3 protein-coding genes and 2 pseudogenes are annotated in these 2,112 nt (G+C 60.3%); all 5 read right to left on the bottom strand.

Annotated elements, in window-relative coordinates:
• A partial coding sequence (locus AC1DLB_RS29660) for a flagellar biosynthetic protein FliR (protein ID WP_477786249.1) occupies positions 1-496 on the bottom strand: 496 nt, incomplete at its 3' end.
• Positions 497-499: 3 nt separating this feature from the next.
• A pseudogene (locus tag AC1DLB_RS29655) lies at positions 500-570 on the bottom strand (flagellar export apparatus protein FliQ); the annotation flags it as partial.
• Positions 568-1,221 (bottom strand): annotated as a pseudogene (gene fliP / locus AC1DLB_RS29650) (flagellar type III secretion system pore protein FliP); the annotation flags it as partial. The pseudogenes AC1DLB_RS29655 and fliP, both read right to left, overlap by 3 nt.
• The gene (gene fliO, locus AC1DLB_RS29645) at positions 1,221-1,670 is read right to left on the bottom strand and encodes a flagellar biosynthetic protein FliO (protein WP_018925053.1); all 450 of its coding nucleotides are present in this window, start codon (positions 1,668-1,670) and stop codon (positions 1,221-1,223) included. The gene fliO and the pseudogene fliP, both read right to left, overlap by 1 nt.
• Positions 1,671-2,112 (bottom strand): flagellar motor switch protein FliN (gene fliN / locus AC1DLB_RS29640; protein WP_477786248.1); only part of this gene is annotated, 442 nt, incomplete at its 5' end. It lies immediately after the preceding gene.

The raw sequence follows: 2,112 nt of genomic DNA, 5'->3' as shown, positions 1-2,112 counted from the left end.
ACCCGCCACCGACCGGCAGCGTGGTGAAGCTTTCAGTGAGGACTTCGAACACCACCAAGTGGCCGTTCATCGACAGGAACAACAGCGTCACCAGCATGGTGAAAAACTGCCCGATCACCGCCACTGACACGCCGTTCGTAGGGTCGACCATCGAAGCGAAGCCCATGCCCATCTGGATCGCGACAATTTGCCCGGCGACCACGAACGCCTGGAAGAACAGTTGCAAGGAGAAACCGAGAACCGCACCGATGATGATCTGCTCGGCAATCAGCAGCATCGCACTCAAGTCCAGCGCGTTGACCGCGGGCATGGGCGGCAGACCCGGTGCGATGACCACAGTGATCGCCAGCGCGAAGTACAAACGCACGCGTTTGGGCACCAGCGTCGTGCCGAAAATCGGCATGACCATCAGCAACGAGCCGATGCGAAACAGCGGCAACATGAACGTCGCCACCCAGGTGCTGATCTGGGTATCGGTCAGTTGCAGCAGCGACATGGCTTAACCGATGACCTGAGGAATGCTGTGGTACAGCTGAAGAATGTATTCCATGAAAGTCTGCACCAGCGTGGCGAGAGCATCATCATACCCATCGCCATCAGCACACTGGCCACCACCAGGTCGATGATCAGGAACGGAATGAAGATCATGAAGCCAATCTGGAACGCGGTTTTCAGTTCCGAGGTCACGAACGCCGGCACCAGAATCGTCAGCGGCGCCTGATCCGGCGTAGCAATATCAGTGCGCTTGGACAGGCGCATGAACAGCTCCAGATCGCTGCTGCGAGTCTGGGCCAGCATGAAGTCCTTGATCGGCACCTGAGCCTTGGCGACAGCATCCTGAGCGGTGAGTTTCTCCGCCAGATACGGCTGCAAGGCATCCTGATTCACCCGATCGAACACCGGCGCCATGATAAACATGGTGAGGAACAGCGCCATGCCGGTGAGGATCTGGTTCGACGGTGTCTGCTGCAAGCCCAGGGCCTGACGCAGGATCGAGAACACGATGATGATCCGGGTAAAACTGGTCATCAGCATGACGAACGCCGGGATGAAACTCAGCGCCGTCATGATCAGCAGGATTTGCAGGCTGACCGAGTATTCCTGGGCGCCATTGGCATTGGTGCCCAGGGTGATCGCCGGGATCGACAACGGATCGGCGGCGAACGCCAGTGGCGCAGCCAGCATCAGGGCCAGCGTCAAGACGATGCGTAACGCACCCATTACTTCTTATCCTTCTGATCCTTGCCAAGCATCTCCAACAGACGCTGGGCAAACTCCGGAGTCGCTTTCTCGGTTGCGCCCGGCACTTGTACCGGCTCCTTGAGCACATGCAACGCGGTGATGGTGCCGGGGCTCAGGCCGAGCAGAATCTGTTCGTTGCCGACCTGTACCAGCATCAAGCGGTCACGGGGGCCGAGGGCTCGGGAACCGATCAACTCGATCACTTGCCCCTTGCCCGCCGGACCGGCCTGCTGAACCCGGCGCAGCAGCCAGGCGAGGAAGAAGATCAACCCCAACACCAGCAGCAAGCCGAACACCAATTGCGTCAATTGCCCGGCCACACCACTGCTGACAGCTGGCGCGGCGGCCGCTGTCGCAGCAGTCGTCACCGACTCGGCCGCCAGCACGCTGGATGGCAAGGCCAACAGAACCGCAAGAACCTTGTTCACTCAGCGCAGCTTCTTGATGCGTTCGCTTGGGCTGATCACGTCGGTCAGGCGGATGCCGAACTTTTCGTTGACCACTACCACTTCGCCGTGRGCGATGAGCGTGCCRTTGACCAGCACGTCCAGCGGYTCGCCGGCCAGRCGRTCRAGYTCGATCACCGARCCCTGGTTGAGTTGCAGCAGGTTGCGGATGTTGATGTCGGTGCTGCCGACTTCCATGGAAATCGACACCGGGATATCAAGGATCACGTCCAGGTTCGGTCCGTCCAGCGTCACTGGATCGTTGTTCTTCGGCACGCTGCCGAACTCTTCCATCGGCAGACGGTTGGAGCCCGACGTACCGGCATCGGCCGCCAGCAGCGCATCAATGTCAGCCTGCCCGGCGTCACCGGTCTCTTCCAGGGCCGCAGCCCATTCGTCGGCCAGTGCCTGGTCGTCCTGGGCG

The organism is Pseudomonas sp. 05N434, assembly GCF_056396965.1.
Note: the sequence above shows the minus strand (reverse complement) of the source record. Positions and strands in the feature narration are given on the sequence as shown.